The organism is Ruegeria sp. CRTD044 (assembly GCF_059613485.1).
The window spans coordinates 73,986-90,460 of the sequence record NZ_JBXWSP010000019.1 but is presented as its reverse complement, the minus strand read 5'-3'; the positions used below and the strand labels follow the sequence as shown (position 1 = coordinate 90,460).

17 protein-coding genes are annotated in these 16,475 nt (G+C 62.4%); 14 read left to right on the top strand and 3 right to left on the bottom strand.

The window, feature by feature from the left end:
• The first annotated feature begins 18 nt into the window (after positions 1-18).
• The 10 genes from AC2FNL_RS16660 (at position 19) to rarD (ending at position 11,207) form a co-directional block, all read left to right on the top strand.
• Positions 19-588, top strand: a complete 570-nt coding sequence (locus AC2FNL_RS16660) for a helix-turn-helix domain-containing protein (RefSeq protein WP_496834378.1) — start codon at positions 19-21, stop codon at positions 586-588.
• The gene (locus AC2FNL_RS16655; RefSeq protein ID WP_093964279.1) at positions 588-1,211 is read left to right on the top strand and encodes a LysE family translocator; all 624 of its coding nucleotides are present in this window, start codon (positions 588-590) and stop codon (positions 1,209-1,211) included. The genes AC2FNL_RS16660 and AC2FNL_RS16655 overlap by 1 nt, the downstream gene beginning before the upstream one ends.
• 4 nt (positions 1,212-1,215) lie before the next feature.
• Positions 1,216-1,596: a GFA family protein gene (locus AC2FNL_RS16650; protein ID WP_170342302.1), complete on the top strand. Its 381-nt coding sequence runs from the start codon at positions 1,216-1,218 to the stop codon at positions 1,594-1,596.
• A 15-nt stretch (positions 1,597-1,611) separates the two neighbouring features.
• Positions 1,612-4,059 carry a GcvT family protein gene (locus tag AC2FNL_RS16645; RefSeq protein ID WP_496834376.1) on the top strand — a complete coding sequence of 816 codons (2,448 nt, stop codon included), beginning with the start codon at positions 1,612-1,614 and terminating at the stop codon, positions 4,057-4,059.
• Between the two features lie 15 nt (positions 4,060-4,074).
• Positions 4,075-4,551, top strand: coding sequence for a cupin domain-containing protein (locus tag AC2FNL_RS16640; protein WP_093964282.1), 477 nt, complete (start codon positions 4,075-4,077; stop codon positions 4,549-4,551).
• 12 nt (positions 4,552-4,563) lie between these two features.
• Positions 4,564-5,616, top strand: coding sequence for an alcohol dehydrogenase family protein (locus AC2FNL_RS16635; protein WP_496834375.1), 1,053 nt, complete (start codon positions 4,564-4,566; stop codon positions 5,614-5,616).
• A 12-nt stretch (positions 5,617-5,628) separates the two neighbouring features.
• Positions 5,629-6,522 (top strand): homocysteine S-methyltransferase family protein, encoded by an 894-nt coding sequence (locus AC2FNL_RS16630; RefSeq protein ID WP_496834373.1) that lies wholly within the window; start codon positions 5,629-5,631, stop codon positions 6,520-6,522.
• 9 nt (positions 6,523-6,531) lie between these two features.
• Positions 6,532-7,515 (top strand): GlxA family transcriptional regulator, encoded by a 984-nt coding sequence (locus AC2FNL_RS16625; RefSeq protein WP_496834372.1) that lies wholly within the window; start codon positions 6,532-6,534, stop codon positions 7,513-7,515.
• 87 nt (positions 7,516-7,602) lie between these two features.
• On the top strand, positions 7,603-10,056 hold the full coding sequence (locus tag AC2FNL_RS16620) for a GcvT family protein (protein ID WP_496834371.1): 2,454 nt from the start codon (positions 7,603-7,605) through the stop codon (positions 10,054-10,056).
• 245 nt (positions 10,057-10,301) lie between these two features.
• On the top strand, positions 10,302-11,207 hold the full coding sequence (gene rarD, locus AC2FNL_RS16615) for an EamA family transporter RarD (RefSeq protein ID WP_496834370.1): 906 nt from the start codon (positions 10,302-10,304) through the stop codon (positions 11,205-11,207).
• On the opposite strand, the gene AC2FNL_RS16610 is transcribed toward rarD, so the two are convergent.
• Positions 11,198-11,905 (bottom strand): SGNH/GDSL hydrolase family protein, encoded by a 708-nt coding sequence (locus tag AC2FNL_RS16610; RefSeq protein WP_496834369.1) that lies wholly within the window; start codon positions 11,903-11,905, stop codon positions 11,198-11,200. The two genes, rarD and AC2FNL_RS16610, sit on opposite strands and share 10 nt — an antisense overlap.
• A 7-nt stretch (positions 11,906-11,912) precedes the next feature.
• Entirely contained in the window at positions 11,913-12,323 is a 411-nt protein-coding gene (locus tag AC2FNL_RS16605) for a nuclear transport factor 2 family protein (RefSeq protein ID WP_496834368.1), read from the bottom strand.
• 94 nt (positions 12,324-12,417) lie between these two features.
• Here AC2FNL_RS16605 and AC2FNL_RS16600 point away from each other — a divergent pair, with 94 nt between their 5' ends.
• The 4 genes from AC2FNL_RS16600 (at position 12,418) to AC2FNL_RS16585 (ending at position 15,397) form a co-directional block, all read left to right on the top strand.
• Positions 12,418-13,065 carry an RluA family pseudouridine synthase gene (locus tag AC2FNL_RS16600; RefSeq protein WP_170529722.1) on the top strand — a complete coding sequence of 216 codons (648 nt, stop codon included), beginning with the start codon at positions 12,418-12,420 and terminating at the stop codon, positions 13,063-13,065.
• Positions 13,066-13,194: 129 nt separating this feature from the next.
• The gene (locus tag AC2FNL_RS16595) at positions 13,195-13,866 is read left to right on the top strand and encodes a YiaD family glycine zipper/OmpA-like lipoprotein (RefSeq protein WP_093964290.1); all 672 of its coding nucleotides are present in this window, start codon (positions 13,195-13,197) and stop codon (positions 13,864-13,866) included.
• A gap of 137 nt (positions 13,867-14,003) precedes the next feature.
• On the top strand, positions 14,004-14,546 hold the full coding sequence (locus AC2FNL_RS16590) for an NADPH-dependent FMN reductase (RefSeq protein WP_496834367.1): 543 nt from the start codon (positions 14,004-14,006) through the stop codon (positions 14,544-14,546).
• A gap of 38 nt (positions 14,547-14,584) precedes the next feature.
• Positions 14,585-15,397: an HTD2 family dehydratase gene (locus AC2FNL_RS16585; RefSeq protein ID WP_496834366.1), complete on the top strand. Its 813-nt coding sequence runs from the start codon at positions 14,585-14,587 to the stop codon at positions 15,395-15,397.
• Here the strand turns inward: AC2FNL_RS16585 and AC2FNL_RS16580 are convergent.
• Positions 15,389-16,423 (bottom strand): NAD(P)/FAD-dependent oxidoreductase, encoded by a 1,035-nt coding sequence (locus AC2FNL_RS16580; RefSeq protein ID WP_496834364.1) that lies wholly within the window; start codon positions 16,421-16,423, stop codon positions 15,389-15,391. The two genes, AC2FNL_RS16585 and AC2FNL_RS16580, sit on opposite strands and share 9 nt — an antisense overlap.
• Positions 16,424-16,475: the final 52 nt, after the last annotated feature.

Genomic DNA, 16,475 nt, shown 5'->3' with positions numbered 1-16,475 from the left:
ATGGATCGGGGGGGTAGCGTGAACGACCAGGCCCATATCGCTGCGACGCTGGGGGCGGACATTCGCGCGCTGCGCAGGGCGCGCGGGCTGACGCTGACCGATATCGCTTCGCGGTTGGACCGGTCGGTGGGCTGGCTTAGCCAGGTCGAGCGCGATTTGTCTGCTCCGTCGATCTCGGATCTGCGCCTGATCGCGGAATGCCTGGGCGTGCCAATGTCGATGCTGTTCGCCCACACCGGCGTTCTGGCCGAGGAACAGGGCTATGTGGTGCGCGCCGGTTCGCGCCGGCCGATGGGGTCAGGCGAGGAAGGGCTGATCGAGGAATTGCTGTCACCTGACCTGACCGATGATTTCGAGATGGTGCATTCCACCTTTGAGCCCCATTCCCGGATGCAGACCCCGGCCAACCGTCCGACGCAAGAGGTTGGATACATGATCTCGGGCCGTCTCGACCTGACGATCGGAGGCCGAAATTTCACCGTCGGCGTCGGGGACAGCTTTCGGATCAAGCACGAACCCTACCAATGGGCAAACCCTTACGACGAACCCGCCGTGGCCGTCTGGGTGATCGCTCCGCCGGTGTACTGATGAGCTTTGAGGCCTGGACCATATTCGCGCTGTTCTGGGTGGTGTTCGTGACCACGCCGGGTCCGAATGCGGTGAATTGCATCTCGAACGGGATGAGCCTGCCATTTCCCAAGGCGATGCTTGGGGTCCTGGCGATCCTGACCCAGGCCAGCGCCTTTCTGATACTGTCGGCTCTGGGGGTGACAGCCCTGATCGCGGCCTCGCCAACCGGGTTTTTCGTGGCCAAGCTGATTGGGGCGGGATTCCTCATCTGGATGGGGCTCCGGGGGTGGATGAACGCCGCGCGTCCCGCGCCGGCCAGCCAGCGCCCGGCCCGCCATGTCTATCTCCATGCTTTGGCTGTCGCCACGATCAATCCAAAGAGCGTCGCAGGTTACCTAGCCGCGTTTTCCCAGTTCGTGCAGCCCGATGTGCCGATCTGGCAGCAAATGGCGATCATCATGCCGACGGCGCTGATCATCACCACGCTCAGCTACACCGGGTTCACACTGTTGGGTGCGGTGATGGGGCGGGCGGCGCTGGGCGCCGTGTTCAACGTCTGGGTGCGCCGCGTCATGGCCACCTGTTTCATCATCTATGGCGTCCTGCTGGGAACCAGCGCGGCACCTGCAGGAAAGGGATAGAGCCATGCAAAAAGGATCGTGCCTTTGCGGTTCGGTGGCATTCACGATCAACGGAGAGCTGTCACCGCCCTCGGCCTGCCACTGCGGGCAATGCCGTCGGCAGTCAGGGCATTATTGGGCCTCGACCGCGACCCACCAGGACAACCTGACCCTGAACAGCAGCGATACGCTGGGATGGTTTCAGGCTTCGGACACGGCCCGGCGTGGTTTCTGCAAGGCATGCGGAAGCTTTCTGTTCTGGCAGCACAAGGACGAAGACACGATTTCGGTTTCGATGGGTGCACTGGACCAGCCCACTCAGTTGAAACTGGCTCGCCACATCTTCGTGGCGGACAAGGGCGACTACTACGACATCACGGATGAACTGCCCCAAAGGGCACAATGACAGGGATCTAGAAACATGAGCGATTTTCCGACCAAGGCCCGCGTGGTCATCATCGGTGGCGGCGTCGTAGGGGCGTCCTCGCTGTACCATTTGGCCAAAAAGGGCTGGACCGACTGCGTTCTGCTGGAAAAGAACGAGCTGACCGCAGGTTCGACCTGGCACGCGGCCGGCAACGTGCCGACCTTCTCGACCTCTTGGGCCATCATGAACATGCAGCGCTATTCGACCGAGCTGTATTCACGTCTTGGCGAAGAGGTCGACTACCCGATGAACTACCACGTGTCGGGATCAATCCGTCTGGCGCACAGCAAAGAGCGGATGCAGGAGTTCCAGCGGGCCATGTCGATGGGCCGCTACCAGGGAATCCCGATGGAAATGTGGACGCCGGAGCAGGCCAAGGAACGCTACCCGTTCTTGGAAACTCATGATCTTGAGGGCGTTCTGTATGACCCGACCGATGGGGACATCGACCCGGCGCAGCTGACCCAGGCGCTGGCCAAGGGCGCACGCGACATGGGGCAGAAGATCATCCGGTTCTGCCCGGCCACCGGCGTGACCCAGCATGACGACGGCACCTGGACCGTCCACACCGAAAAGGGCGACATCGACTGCGACTATGTTGTCAACGCGGCCGGCTACTACGCGCAGCGTGTGGGCGAATGGTACAAGCCTTATGGCGGCCGCACCGTACCGGCGATGGTCATGAGCCACCAGTATTTGCTGACTGACGAGATCCCCGAGGTCGAAGCCTGGTCGAAGGAAAACGGTGGCAAGCTGCCGCTGCTGCGCGACGTGGATATCTCCTACTACCTGCGACAAGAAAAGCACGGCTTCAACCTTGGCCCATACGAGCCCAACTGCAAGGGCCACTGGATGACCGAGGACGACCCGATGCCCGAGGATTTCAGCTTCCAGCTGTGGAACGACGATCTGGACCGGATCGAGGACATCGTCACCGACGCGATGGAGCGGGTGCCGCTGATGGCGACCTCGGGCGTGGGCCGCGTGATCAACGGGCCGATCCCTTATGCGCCCGACGGCCTGCCGCTGATTGGCCCGATGCCCGGCGTCAAGAACGCCTTCGAGGCGCATACCTTCACCTTCGGCATCGCCCAAGGCGGCGGTGCAGGCAAAGTGCTGGCCGAATGGATCGTGGATGGCGCCACCGAATGGGACATGTGGGCCGTCGATCCCCGCCGCTATACCGACTACACCGATCAGGATTACTGCAATCAAAAGGGCATGGAGGTCTACGGCAACGAATACGCCATGCACTTCCCGCATCATGAATGGCCCGCCGCGCGCGACAAGAAGCTGTCGCCGGTTCACGCCAAGGTCAAGGAACTGGGTGGCGTCATGGGCGTCTACAACGGCTGGGAGCGCGCCAACTGGTTCGCGCAACCGGGCGATGACACCTCCGAGGAAAGCACCCACACCTGGGGCCGCTCGGGCCCGTGGGAGCAGCGGATCAAGGAGGAATGCGAGGCCGTGCGCGACCATTGCGGCGTGCTTGACCTGCCGGGTTTCTCGCGCTTTGTCGTCAACGGCGATGGCGCGGCCGAGGCGCTGCGCGGTCTGATCACCGGCGGCCTGCCCAAGGTGGGCCGGATCAACCTCGTCTACATCGCCGACGACCGTGGCCGCATCCTGACCGAGATGTCCTGCATGCGTCTGGCCGAGGATGACTTCGTGATGATCACCGCCGCCACCGCGCAGTGGCACGACCGCGACATCCTTGTGAACGCGATGCCCGCGGGCGTCACGGTCGAGGACGTGACCACCACCCGCGACACGCTGATCGTGACCGGTCCGAAATCGCGTGAGATCCTATCGGGTCTGACCGATGCCGACCTCTCTCTGGGTTGGCTGACCCATCAGGCCGCCACCGTGGCCGGACAGCCCGCCCACCTGATCCGCGTGTCCTTCGCCGGCGAACTGGGCTGGGAGGTGCATGCGCTCAACGAACACATGCCCGCGATCTATGACGCGATCCTTGCCGCCGGGGCCAAGCCGTTTGGCATGTATGCGCTGAACAGCCTGCGCATCGAAAAGGGATACCGCGCGTGGAAGGGAGATCTCAGCACCGACTACTCGCTGCTGGAAGGCGGGTTGGAACGCTTCGTCAAGTTCGACAAGCCTCAGGATTTCCCCGGCAAGGCCGCTTTGCTGGCGGAAAAGCAGCGTGGAGTGAAGAAGTCTTTCGTCACGCTGGTCGTCGAGGCCGGTGACTGCGATGCGCCTTACATGTCCTGCATCTGGCAGGGCGATCAGATCGTAGGCGAGACCACATCGGGCGCTTGGGGCTATCGTGTCGGAAAGTCCGTCGCGCTGGGCATGATCAAGGCCGATCTGGCCAACCCGGGCACCGAGCTTGAGGTGGAAATCTACGGCGAAAAGTGTCGCGCCGTGGTACAGGAGGATCAGCCGCTGTGGGATCCTGCAAACGAGCGGCTGCGCGCCTGACATAAGGAGGCCCATATGCGCCCGCGATATTCCAAGCAGGGACCCGGCGAGGGTCCCAACTATGACTGGGAGAACGACCATACCTTCGTGAAGGTTTCCGGTCAGGACACGGGCGGGGCGTACACCCTGATGGAAGACAACTTGAAGGCCAGCTTCGCGCTTGGCCTTCATCGCCACGACAGCCACGCCGAGACTTTCTATTTTCTCGAGGGCGCCGTGGATTTCTATGTCGACGGAGATTGGCACCTGTGCACGCCGGGCACCACCATGCATGTTCCGCCGGGTGTGCCGCATGCTTGCCGGGTGGCCGACAACAAACCGGCACGGATGCTCATGATCTTTCAACCCTCCGGGTTTGACGGCTTCCTTGCGGAACTGGCAACCATGACCCAGGCAGATTTTGAGGACGAGGCCAAGATGGCCGATCTGAATGCCCGCTACGACATCGTGCCGATGGGGCCGGTTCCACCCCATCCCGACGACCAGACCTGAGAAGCCAGCGAAATGAATGCTCCAAAGTCGATGTGCGGTGTCTATCTGACCGGTCACGGTGGTCCAGAAGTTCTGGAATGGCGTGAGGATATTCCGGTTCCGGTGCCCGGGCCCGGGCAGGTTCTGGTCCGCGTGGTCGCGGCAGGCGTCAACAACACCGACATCAACACGCGGATCGGATGGTATTCCTCGGACGTCACCGGCGCGACGGACGCGGTTGACCAAGAGGTCGAAGCCGGCGGTTGGGGCGGCGCGCTGTCCTTTCCCCGCGTTCAAGGCGGAGATCTTTGCGGCATAGTCGAGCAGATCGGGCCGGGTGCCGGCTTCAAACCGGGGCAACGCGTGACCTGCCCGATCAACCTGCCGCGCCCGCGCCCGGGTAACCCGACAGGCTTCATCGCGCTTGGGTCCGAGATCGACGGGGCTTTTGCGCAATACTGCCTTCTCGAGGCGGATGACCTCTATGACGTGACCGCCTCACCGCTGTCGGATGTGGAAATCGCCGCCATCCCTTGTGCGTTCGGGACGGCCGAGAACCTGTTGACCCGAGCAGGCGTGACTGCCGGGCACAAGGTGCTGATCACCGGCGCCTCGGGCGGCGTCGGGCTGGCGGCCGTGCAATTGGCAGCCTTGCGGGGAGCAACCGTGTGGGGGGTGACCAGTGCGGCCAAGGCCGAAGTGGTGCGGGCGCAGGGTGCGGCTGGTACGTTTGACCGCGACGCGCCGCTGCCGCAGGACAGCTTTGACGTGGTGATCGACGTGGTCGGCGGCCCGGCCTTTCCCGGCCTGATCCTGGCGCTGAAGCCGGGCGGCCAATATGCCGTGTCCGGGGCCATCGCCGGCCCGATCGTGCAGGCTGATCTGCGCGAAATCTACCTGCGCGACATCACGATCCACGGCTGCACTCACCAAGCCTTCGAAGTTTTTGGCCGACTGTTCGAGTTGATGAACGCGGGTCGGATCAAGCCGTTGATTTCCAAGACTTACCCGCTGCGCGAGATCGTGCAGGCGCAGACGGACTTTCAATCAAAGACCTTGCCCGGAAAGCTGGTTCTCATACCGTAAGGAGGCACCGAGATGGCAGACATCACGCTGTTGGATGGTTCGATCGGTCAAGAGCTGGTCAAACGTCGTGGCGAACAGCCAACCGCCTTGTGGTCAACCCGCGTAATGATCGACGAGCCCGGGTTGGTCGGAAAGATCCATCGGGAATATTTCGACTGCGGGGCAACCGTCGCGACAACAAACACCTACGCCGTGCACCGCTCTCGCCTCGTACGAGCGGGGATCGAGGACCAGCTGGAGCAACTCATCGATGCGGCTCTGACACAGGCCGAACTGGCGCGCGATGGGCGGGCGGGGCGTATCGCCGGCGCGCTGGGTCCCTTGCTGGCCACCTATCGCCCCGATCTGAACCCCGATCCCGACGAGGCCGCGCAGAAATTCGCGGAACTGGTGCGATTGATGCAGAACCGGGTGGACCTGTTTCTGATCGAAACCGTCTCCTCCGTGACCGAGGCCGAAGGCGCCCTGCGTGGAACCGAAGGCTGTGGCAAGCCGGTTTGGCTGGCCCTGTCGGTCATGGACGAGGACGGTACGCGGCTGAGGTCGGGCGAACCGCTGGGCGCGATCGCGCCACTGGTCGAACGCTTGGATCCTCAAGCGGTTCTGATCAATTGCACCCGGCCCGAGGCGGTGCCCGCGGCGCTGGAGATCCTTGCGACACTTCAAAGACCTTACGGTGCCTACGCGAATGGTTTTACCCGGATTTCCGACAGCTTCCTGAAAGACGCTCCGACAGTCGACGCGCTGGAGGCGCGCCACGATCTCGACCCGTCGGCCTATGCCGCACATGCGATGAGTTGGGTTGACCAAGGGGCCACGATCATCGGTGGATGCTGCGAAGTGGGCCCAGAGCACATCGAAGCTTTGGCCAAAGCCCTGCGCTCGGCCGGGCATAGGATTGTGTGAGTGGCGAGGATGGTGGAGAAACCGGACCTTGGAAAACCCGAAGGCGTCAAGGCGCAATGGCATTTTGACATCATCACCGCGCCGGGCTTCGTTCTGCTGGAACTGGCGTCGGTGGTGGATGTGTTGCGTCTCGCCAATCGGGTTTGTCCGCACCCGCCGTTCACTTATACCTATCGGTCGCTCAAGGGGGGGACCATCGTCAGCAGCAGCGGCGCCAGCATTCCGACCCAGCCCGTTACACGCCAACCGGACGCCGACTATTTGTTCGTGATCGGCAACACCGACCCGGACCAGCCCGAGCTGTCGCTGGGCCGGGTTGTGTCCGACTATACCTATCGCGGTGCGCAGGTCTTTTTGCTGGCTGAGGCCGCCAGCCGGTACATCGACGAACACGGCACGCCCGACATGGCAACGCATTGGGAAAACGCGTCGATCTTCCGCGAACGCGGTGCCCGGTTCGAGGCCAAGCTTTCGATCGCGACCGAGCAGGGCCCGGTCGTGACCTGCGCGGGAATGGGGGCCACGGCCGATATCGCACTGGCGGTGATCGGGCGTCACATCTCGGGCCCGGCCAAGATGACGGTGGCCGACATCATGCTGCATGAACATATCCGCGACTTTTCGTCGTTGCAGCCGTTTTCGGGCGCCAAGACGACAACGACCGGGGACGCCCGGCTGGATCAGTGCATCAAGTTGATGCAGGCCAATATCGAAGATCCGTTGCCCATCAATCAACTGGTCGAAGAGCTTGGAATGTCAAACCGCTCGCTGGAGCGCAAATTCAAGACATTCTTCGGCACTACGCCGAACGGGTTCTATCGGGAGATGCGGTTGGCCAAGGCCAACAACCTGCTTTTGAATACCACTATGAGGGTGCGTGAAATAGGCCTCGCCTGCGGCTTTCCCAACGGGTTCTCATCCGTCTACAAAAGCTTTTTCGGGATCACGCCATTCGCTCTGCGCCGCCAGAAACGCCAATCGGCGCTGCGGTGATTTTTGTGCCGCAGTTGACGTTTTCGCTGCATTTTTTGTCGCCTGTTCGTGGCATTCTGAAGCCGACTCGAGATTGGAGACTTCGGAATGGTTGATCTTCCCAGCAAGGCCCGCGTGGTGATCATCGGTGGCGGTGTGATCGGATGCTCGGTGGCCTATCACCTGACCAAGAAAGGCTGGAGCGACGTTGTTCTGCTGGAGCGCAAGCAGCTGACCAGCGGCACGACCTGGCACGCGGCGGGCCTGATCGCACAGCTGCGGGCCACCGCGAACATGACCAAACTGGCAAAGTACAGCCAGGAACTCTATGGCGCGCTCGAAGAGGAAACCGGTGTCGCTACCGGGTTCAAACGCTGCGGCTCGATCACCGTGGCGCTGACGGATGAGCGCAAGGAAGAGATCTATCGCCAGGCCGCCATGGCCCGCGCCTTCGGGGTCGAGGTCGAAGAGATCTCGAACGAACGCGTGGGCGAACTTTATCCGCATCTGAATCTGGATGGGGTCAAGGGCGCGGTCTATCTGCCGCTGGACGGACAGGGCGACCCAGCCAACATCGCGCTGGCGCTGGCCAAGGGTGCCCGTCAGCGCGGCGCCGTCGTCAAGGAACGGGTCAAAGTCACCGAGATCGCAAAGCAGGGCCGCAAAGTTACCGGCGTCGACTGGATGGCGGATGACGGCAGCGCCTCGGGCCATATCGAATGCGACATGGTGGTGAACTGCGCCGGGATGTGGGGCCATCAGGTGGGGCGCATGGCAGGTGTCAATGTACCACTGCATGCCTGCGAGCACTTCTACATCGTGACAGAGGGCATCGACGGGCTGACCCAGCTGCCGGTTCTGCGGGTGCCGGACGAATGCGCATATTACAAGGAAGATGCCGGAAAGATCCTTCTGGGTGCGTTCGAGCCGAATGCCAAGCCCTGGGCCATGAACGGAATTCCCGATAGTTTCGAGTTCGACCAACTGCCTGAGGATTTCGACCATTTCGAACCGATCCTCGAGGCCGCCTGCAACCGGATGCCGATGCTGGCCGAGGCCGGGATTCATACCTTCTTCAACGGCCCTGAGTCCTTCACGCCCGACGACGCCTATCACCTTGGGCTTGCGCCCGAGATGGACAATGTCTGGGTCGCGGCCGGGTTCAACTCGATCGGGATCCAGTCTGCGGGCGGCGCGGGCATGGCGCTGGCCGAATGGATGGACAGCGGCGAGAAACCCTTTGACCTGGGCGACGTGGACATCAGCCGGATGCAGCCCTTCCAGGGCAACAAGCAGTATCTGTTCGAGCGGTCCAAGGAAACGCTGGGCCTGCTCTATGCCGACCACTACCCCTACCGGCAAAAGGCCACGGCGCGCGGCGTGCGCCGGACGCCGTTCCATCACCACCTGAAGGAACACGGGGCCGTCTTTGGCGAGCTGGCCGGGTGGGAGCGCGCCAACTGGTTCGCCAACGAGGGGCAGGAGCGCGAATACCGCTACAGCTGGAAGCGCCAGAACTGGTTCGAGAACTCGGCCGCCGAACACCGCGCGGTGCGCGAGAACGTGGGCATGTATGACATGTCTTCCTTCGGAAAGATCCGGGTCGAAGGCCCCGATGCCCAGGCTTTCATGAACTATATCGGTGGCGGCGACTACGCGGTTCCAAACGGCAAGATCGTCTACACCCAATTCTTGAACCGGCATGGCGGGATCGAGGCAGACGTGACCGTGACCCGCCTTTCCGAGACCGCCTATCTGGTCGTGACCCCGGCAGCGACGCGACTGGCCGACCAGACGTGGATGATGCGTCATTCGGGCAATTTCAATGTGGTCATCACCGATGTCACGGCAGGCGAAGGCGTTCTGGCGGTGATGGGGCCCAACGCGCGGACCTTGCTTGAAAAAGTTTCGCCCAACGACTTCTCGAACGCGGCAAACCCATTCGGCACCGCGCAGGAAATCGAAATCGGAATGGGCCTGGCACGCGTTCACCGCGTGACCTATGTGGGCGAACTTGGGTGGGAGGTCTACGTGTCGTCGGATATGGCCGGGCACGTTTTCGAAACGCTGCACGAGGCCGGGCAAGACATGGGCCTGAAGCTGTGCGGTATGCACATGTTGGACAGCTGCCGGATCGAAAAGGGCTTCCGTCACTTCGGTCATGACATTACCTGCGAAGATCACGTTGTGGACGCCGGTCTCGGCTTTGCCGTCAAGGTGGACAAGGGATGTGATTTCATTGGCCGAGATGCGGTGATTGCCCGCAAGGACAGCGGCCCCCACAGCCGGCTGTTGCAATTCAAGCTGACCGACCCTGAACCGCTGCTGTTCCACAACGAACCGATTATCCGCGATGGCGAATATGTGGGTTACATCAGCTCAGGAAACTATGGCCACACTTTGGGTGGCGCGATAGGCATGGGTTATGTCCCCTGCAAGGGCGAAAGCGCGGCCGACGTGCTGTCCTCGACATACGAGATTGACGTCTGCGGTGTGAAGGTCAGCGCCGAGGCGTCGCTCAAACCCATGTACGACCCGAAATCCGAACGTGTGAAGGTCTGAAGGCGGGTTGGGGGCGTTGCTCCCATTGAGTTGCATAGCGCCGGATGGGGGTTCGTGACGAGGCTTCCATCTGGCCAAGATTTTGCCGGAAAATAAAGCAGAGCCAAACAAGGCCCTGCCGGCCGCACACCTGACGATGGAGTTGCCGACCCATCACAATTCGTTATGGGCGTCTTCAAGCTTTTCTGAGTTTCAATGGCAAAGCACTTTGCCTAAAGACGGGGGGTATCAGCTGGAGACCATTCATGGCCGAGCGCCCGACCCAAGCCCAGAACACGGATTCGCCAAAAGGCCTTGCGCTGGCTGTTACGGCGTATGTCCTATGGGGTTTTCTGCCGCTCTACATGAAGGCAATGGCGCATATCGATCCCGTCGAAATCGTGGCGCATCGCATCATCTGGTCGGTGCCGGTGGCCGGGTTGTTGCTGGTCGCGCTGGGGCGAACCGGTGATCTGAAGGCGGCGCTGCGTGATCCGCGCATGTTGGGAATGGCATGCCTGACGGCGGCCCTGATTTCGGTGAACTGGGCTATCTACGTCTGGGCGATCGCCAGTGGCAACGCTTTGGACGCGGCGCTGGGGTATTACATCAACCCGCTGTTCAGCATAGCGCTGGGAGCGATCCTGCTGCGCGAGTCCCTGACCCGAACACAGTTGATTGCCGTGGGGCTTGCCGCCTTGGGCGTTCTGGTTCTGGTGGTCGAGGCCGGCCGTCTGCCATGGGCGGCGCTGGGGTTGATGGTCAGTTGGGGATTTTATGCGTTCTTCAAGCGCTCGTTGCCCATCGGACCAAACCAGGGTTTCCTGCTTGAGGTTTTGATTTTGCTGGTTCCCGCGCTGGCTTATGTGACCTGGTTGGGCGTGCAGGGCACCGGACATTTTGGAGGCGCCGCAACAGATACCATGCTGTTGGCCGGGGCGGGTATCGTGACCGCCGTTCCGCTGCTGGTCTATGCCAACGGGGCCAAGCTGGTGCGACTTTCGACCATGGGCATCCTGCAGTACATCGCGCCGACCATGATATTCATCACGGCGATCACGCTGTTTGGTGAGCAGATCGACCGCGGGCGCATGATTGCCTTTCCGCTGATTTGGGCCGCACTGGTTGTCTATTCAGTGCCCATGATCCGTCAGGTGCGCGCTCAGACCTGATCGAGGATCATTCGCGCGGCCTGCTCTGCCCAAAGGCGATAGGCTTTGGGGCTTGGGTGATAGCCGTCCACAGCGGCCAGGGCCGGATCGTCGGGCAGGTGCAACGGCAGATGCCGGGCCTGTGGAGAGCTCGCGATCACCTCTCTCAGCCCCTCGTCAAGGCGCGCGGATTGCCTTCCCAGAACCCATGCCAAGGGCTGTGGCAGCGCCGGGAACCGATCCATCTGCGGGACGCCCGTCACGATCACAGTCCGCACGCCCAGATCGACGTTGAGCAAGCGCATCAACTCGGCCTGTTGCCGTTTGAACCGGCTGCAGGACACGGCTCGAGTGACGTCGTTGACGCCCAAGGCCGTAACAGCCGTGTCAAACTGGCCTTCGATCCTGCGCAGGTCTTCGATCGTGTCACCGGTCGTGTGGCCGGTCGTTGCAACAAGGCGCCACTCAACGCTGAACTGGCGGCCGAGCAGTTTCACCAGCTGGCCCGACAGCGCCTGTTCCTGAGTTCCAGCCCCAACGCCCGCGGCAGAGCTGTCACCGGCGATCAGCAAGCGCAGTCTCGGCCCGCGGCCTTGCCGGCCCTCACGCGCACCAGAAGGTTCGGGCAGCCGCACGGCCCTCTGCCGAACTAGCAGAGCCTGTGCCGCCAGCACCGGCAGCAGCGGAACCCTCAGAAGCTGATCGGCGGCAATGGGCACGGGTGGCTCAGCTCAAAGCGTTCCGAAATTCCAGGAACCGGTGGTCTTTCATGACGCGCGCCATCATGGCCTCGCGCAGGGCGCCAACGGTCTTGTAGGGACGCATGGCGACTTCGAATGCCTGAATCAGCCCGTCATCGTTGAGCGTGATCAGGTCAACGCCAACAGCGTCCAGTTCACCTACCTTGCATTGAAACTCCAATGCCCAGTCTTTGCCATCGCCCATGATCCGGCGGTAACGAAACTCGGAAAAAACCTGCCCCACATGACCCAATACCGCCGCCACCGGGGCGCGGCCTGTCCAGGTGCTGTAGTAGGTCGGCGGAAGGAACTGCACGTCTTCGGCCAGCAATTCATGGATCAGGCCCTCGTCGCCCTTGGCGACCACTTCCTGCATTCGTTCGATCGTCGGGTGCATGTCATCTCCTCTGCCTGGCGCGAGAGTTGCCGAGAAGCCTTCTCATCGCAAGGACGACGTTGCGAGAGGCGGCGCCCTGCGATAGGCAGCCCGCATGAGCGATACCTATGATCCCCCCAAAACGCCGCTGGACGTGCTGCACGAGGATGCGCAGGTTATCGTGGTGAACAAGCCGGCGGGCCTGCTGTCGGTTCCCGGCCGCGGAGAGCACCTGGCCGATTGTTTGCTGGTCCGTGTGCAGACCGCATTTCCGCAGGCCTTGCTGGTCCACCGGTTGGATCGGGACACTTCCGGCGTCATGATCTTTGCCCAGACCCCGCACGCCCAACGATATCTGGGACAGCAATTCGAAAACCGGCAGACACGAAAAACCTACGTCGCCCGTGTATGGGGCCGGGTGGAACCAAAGACCGGCACGGTGGACTTGCCGTTGATCGTGGATTGGCCCAACAGGCCGCGCCAGATGGTGTGCCACGAAACCGGCAAGCCGGCAGTCACGGATTGGCGGGTCGTCCGGTACGACGGGGACACGACCCGCGTTCGCCTGTTTCCAAAAACCGGCCGCTCGCACCAGTTGCGGGTCCATATGCAGGCACTGGGCCATCCGATCCTGGGCGACCCGTTCTATGCCGAAGGACCGGCGCGCGACTTCCCCAGGCTGATGCTTCATTCCGAGGAGTTGCGCGTCAAACACCCCGAGGATGGCATATCTATGAAATTTCGCGCGTTGCCGGATTTCTGAGCGCCTTGGGGGCGGCGGGTATTCGCCGATCTCACGTTTTTGTCGCTTGAGCCTGTTTGTGTCAGACGTGCTATAATCACGTCAAACACGTAACCCGGAAAACCGGGTGCAGGAGCAGAAGGTGAACCCATGAAAATTTCCAGATTCTTGCTGCCGGTCGGGCTGAGCGCCGCATTTGTGCTGGGGGCCTGTACCGACCCCGGTACATTGCGGGTTCAGGACGACCCGAACCAGAGCGCCAAGCAGGGAGCGTTGCTGGGCGGTCTGATTGGCGCCGGTGTTGGCGCCATCGCCAATGACTCGAACCCTGGGCTGGGTGCCGTTGCCGGTGCGGCCATTGGTGCTGCCGGTGGCGGATTGATCGGCAACCAGTTGGACCGGCAGGCAGCCGAACTGCGTCAGCAACTGGCCAATGACGGTATCACGATCGTCAACGCCGGAGACCGGCTGATCGTCACGGTTCCAAATGACATCACCTTCGACACCGACAGCGCCACGGTCCGACCTGCGCTGAGGGCGGATCTGGTCCGCGTGGGGCAAAACCTGGTGAACTATCCCAACTCGAACGTACAGATCATCGGGCATACCGACAGCGATGGTGAAGCCGGCTACAATCAGATCCTGTCCGAACGCCGCGCCAATGCGGTGGCGGATGTTCTGCAGGCCAATGGCGTCAGCTATGCGCGCATCGCCACGATCGGTCGTGGTGAAAACCAACCGATCGCCTCGAACCTGACGCCTGAGGGCAAGGCGCAGAACCGCCGGGTCGAGATCGTGATCGTGCCCAGCGGCAACGCCTGAGCCGATCAACTGCCAACCGCCGGGGGCCGCCGCAAGCGGCCCCTTTCTTTTTTGCACATTGACTGCGCGTCAGGCGGGCTATGGTTTGCGGTCGGGATGACTAAACTGCAGCCGAAACACATGACGGAGATATCCTGATGTCCGAACCGATCCTTCTGGGCCTGTCCGGCTCGTTGCGGCAGAACGCCACCAATCGACGCCTGATCCGTGAAGCGGCGCGCCTGTTCGGCGCGGGAACGTTCATCGAAGCTGATCTGAACCTGCCACTCTATGATGGAGATGCTGAGGAGGCCGACGGGATCCCGGCCGAAGTTCAGATCCTGGCGGACCAGATCGCCGGTGCCCATGCGGTGGTCCTTTCCACTCCGGAATACAACAAGGGGCCGTCAGGCGTTCTGAAAAACGCGCTGGACTGGGTCAGCCGGACCAAGGGCAATCCCTGGGCCGACAAACCGGTTGCTGTGATGTCCGCGGCGGCGGGCCGGGCCGGAGGCGAACGGGCGCAGATGATCCTGCGGTCTTTCATGGTGCCGTTTCAGCCGCGCATCCTGGAGGGCCCCGAAATTCATCTGGCCGACAGCTCGAACGAGTTCGACGATGCAGGTCGGCTGCGCAGCGACCGGTACGAACGGACGCTGGGCCAGTTGATGGAGAAGCTGCGGGCCGAAGCAGGTTTCTGAGCCTTGTCGGGCTGGCCGAGCCTGCTTAGGGTGCGGCCATGACGGATCAAGTTTCCTCGGAAATTCAGCACGACGTGATGGACCCTGCCCGGGCGGCGGCGTTTCAGGTGGCGTTGGGGCAGGCACCTTCGATCGGCATGGGCACGTCGCTGCCGCCGTTCTTTCACCAGCTGTATTTCTGGTCACCGCGCCCGCCCGAAGGTTTGGGTCGCGACGGACATCCAGCGGTGGGCGGAGGGCTGGTCCCCGACCTCGGTCTTCCGCGTCGGATGTGGGCCGGTGGGCGACTGCGGTTCGCCGCTCCGCTGATCGCTGGCACACCAGCGGAACGCCGCTCGACCTTGAGCAATGTGAGCACCAAGACCGGACGGACTGGGCCCTTGGGGTTTGTGACCCTAAAGCACGAAATCTGGCAGGACGACACGCTGTGCCTGACCGAATGGCAGGACCTTGTCTATCGCGAGGACCCCTCGGCCGATGCACCGAAACCAGAGGCCCCGGTTGCCCGGACGGACGAAACAGACCTGCGCCAGGTCGAGTTCGACACCGCGCTGCTGTTTCGGTACTCGGCGCTGACTTTCAATGGCCACCGCATCCACTATGACCTTGACTATGCCCGCGATGTCGAAGGCTATGCCGGACTGGTGGTCCATGGACCGCTTCTGGCGCAGCATCTGATGCTGCTCGCCACCGATCTCATGGGGTCGCTGGCCGAGTTTTCCTTTCGCGCGTCCTCTCCGCTGATGCATTTCGAGCCTGCCACGCTGTGCCGAAACGGGAACGATTTATGGGTCCGCGGTCCGGACGGGCGGCAGTGCATGCAGGCCGTGGCCCTTCCACGGTCACAGTGACGCCTCGGGGCGGAAGCCTTCGGGGATCGAATCCTGTCCGTCCAGTACAAGGTCTGCCATGACCTCGGCCACCTTTGGGGCCATGCCGAACCCGATCTTGAAGCCGCCATTGGCAATGAACTGACCCTTGTGCAGCGGGTGTGCGCCCAGCATCGGCGCTCGGCTCTTGCTGCGGGGGCGGACTCCGGCCCAACGCTCGATCACTTCCGCGCCGTGTAGAACAGGAACCGCCTGTAACGCGCGCTGGATCACATCATCGAGGGCAGCATCGGTGCCGGTCGGGTCGTCATAGTCCCGCTCGGATGTCGAGCCGATGGCCAGTGTCCCGTCGGCGTGGGGCACGAAATGGATCGAATCCGCGAACAGTTGCGGCACCTGGCCCGCGTCGAACCGCAGCAGTGCCGCCTGTCCCTTGACCCCGTTTCCGACCGTCTTGCCGACAGCATCGGACAGCTCCAACAGGCCGGACACCCCGGTCGCATGAATGACTGCCCCGGTGTCCGGGGCTTCGGGCACGACTTCAACCCCCATAACGGCCAGCGCGGCCACCAGCGCTGCGCAGGCCCGGCGTGGATGCATGCGTGCACTCAACGTATCGTGGATGACGAATCCCGTTGCGCTGGGCGGGCACCATGATCCGACCGAGCGCGCCTCGACCACGGTCCATTCAGCCCGGCCCTGCCACAGGTCGCGGGCCGAGGTCGCACGCTGATGTGCAAGGTTGAGGCTCTTTTGGTCGTTGATGGGCTGGATCCTCCCCAGACGCGCATAGCCGGGCGAAACGCCGCCGGTGGCTTCAACCTGTCGCCAGAACGGTTCGGCCATCAGCAGGCTTTCGAATTGGAATGCTTTCTTGTCGTTCCAGTTTTCCGGAACGTGCGGGGCAAGGGCACCCACCAGCCCGCCGCTGGACCCTGAACCAGCGCCGTAGGGATCGACGACCCGAACCTTGGCGCCACGTCGCGCACAGGTCCATGCGATGGACAGGCCAAATATACCAGCCCCGCGGATCGTCACATCGACCATTGCCAATCCCCTTTTCCTTGTTCAGTGTCGCGCCGCTTAGCTACAGGAATTC

Coding starts and splice junctions, on each gene's coding strand:
- AC2FNL_RS16655 (WP_093964279.1), top strand. CDS start 588: ATGAGCTTTGAGGCCTGGACCATATTCGCGCTGTTCTGGGTGGTGTTC.
- AC2FNL_RS16650 (WP_170342302.1), top strand. CDS start 1,216: ATGCAAAAAGGATCGTGCCTTTGCGGTTCGGTGGCATTCACGATCAAC.
- AC2FNL_RS16600 (WP_170529722.1), top strand. CDS start 12,418: ATGAGCGATACCTATGATCCCCCCAAAACGCCGCTGGACGTGCTGCAC.
- AC2FNL_RS16645 (WP_496834376.1), top strand. CDS start 1,612: ATGAGCGATTTTCCGACCAAGGCCCGCGTGGTCATCATCGGTGGCGGC.
- AC2FNL_RS16630 (WP_496834373.1), top strand. CDS start 5,629: ATGGCAGACATCACGCTGTTGGATGGTTCGATCGGTCAAGAGCTGGTC.
- AC2FNL_RS16620 (WP_496834371.1), top strand. CDS start 7,603: ATGGTTGATCTTCCCAGCAAGGCCCGCGTGGTGATCATCGGTGGCGGT.
- AC2FNL_RS16635 (WP_496834375.1), top strand. CDS start 4,564: ATGAATGCTCCAAAGTCGATGTGCGGTGTCTATCTGACCGGTCACGGT.
- AC2FNL_RS16590 (WP_496834367.1), top strand. CDS start 14,004: ATGTCCGAACCGATCCTTCTGGGCCTGTCCGGCTCGTTGCGGCAGAAC.
- rarD (WP_496834370.1), top strand. CDS start 10,302: ATGGCCGAGCGCCCGACCCAAGCCCAGAACACGGATTCGCCAAAAGGC.
- AC2FNL_RS16625 (WP_496834372.1), top strand. CDS start 6,532: ATGGTGGAGAAACCGGACCTTGGAAAACCCGAAGGCGTCAAGGCGCAA.
- AC2FNL_RS16640 (WP_093964282.1), top strand. CDS start 4,075: ATGCGCCCGCGATATTCCAAGCAGGGACCCGGCGAGGGTCCCAACTAT.
- AC2FNL_RS16595 (WP_093964290.1), top strand. CDS start 13,195: ATGAAAATTTCCAGATTCTTGCTGCCGGTCGGGCTGAGCGCCGCATTT.
- AC2FNL_RS16580 (WP_496834364.1), bottom strand. CDS start 16,423: ATGGTCGATGTGACGATCCGCGGGGCTGGTATATTTGGCCTGTCCATC.
- AC2FNL_RS16605 (WP_496834368.1), bottom strand. CDS start 12,323: ATGCACCCGACGATCGAACGAATGCAGGAAGTGGTCGCCAAGGGCGAC.
- AC2FNL_RS16585 (WP_496834366.1), top strand. CDS start 14,585: ATGACGGATCAAGTTTCCTCGGAAATTCAGCACGACGTGATGGACCCT.